Annotated in this window: 1 protein-coding gene; it reads left to right on the top strand. The window is 63.3% G+C overall.

Translation table 11 applies throughout. The annotated features are described in order from the left end of the window. Positions 1 to 229, top strand: a 229-nt coding sequence (locus KW824_RS20845) for a VCBS domain-containing protein (protein ID WP_218410912.1), incomplete at both ends; no start/stop codon positions are given.

Here is a 229-nt window from a genome sequence, read left to right as displayed (position 1 = left end):
AAGGCGGGGCCTGGACCTACAACGTCGACAACAGCAAGGTGCAGTACCTGGGCGAGGGGGAGACCAAGGTCGAGACCTTCACCGTGCAGTCTGTGGATGGCACCGAGCACACCGTCACCATCACCATTACCGGCGTCAACGATGCCGCGGTGATCACCGGCGCTGACAGCGGTGCGGTCACCGAAGATGAGACCAAGCCGACTCTGACCGAGACCGGCACCCTGAGCGT

This window comes from Aeromonas sp. sif0611, from assembly GCF_019218845.1.
Lineage (GTDB): Bacteria > Pseudomonadota > Gammaproteobacteria > Enterobacterales > Aeromonadaceae > Aeromonas > Aeromonas media.
Note: the sequence above shows the minus strand (reverse complement) of the source record. Positions and strands in the feature narration are given on the sequence as shown.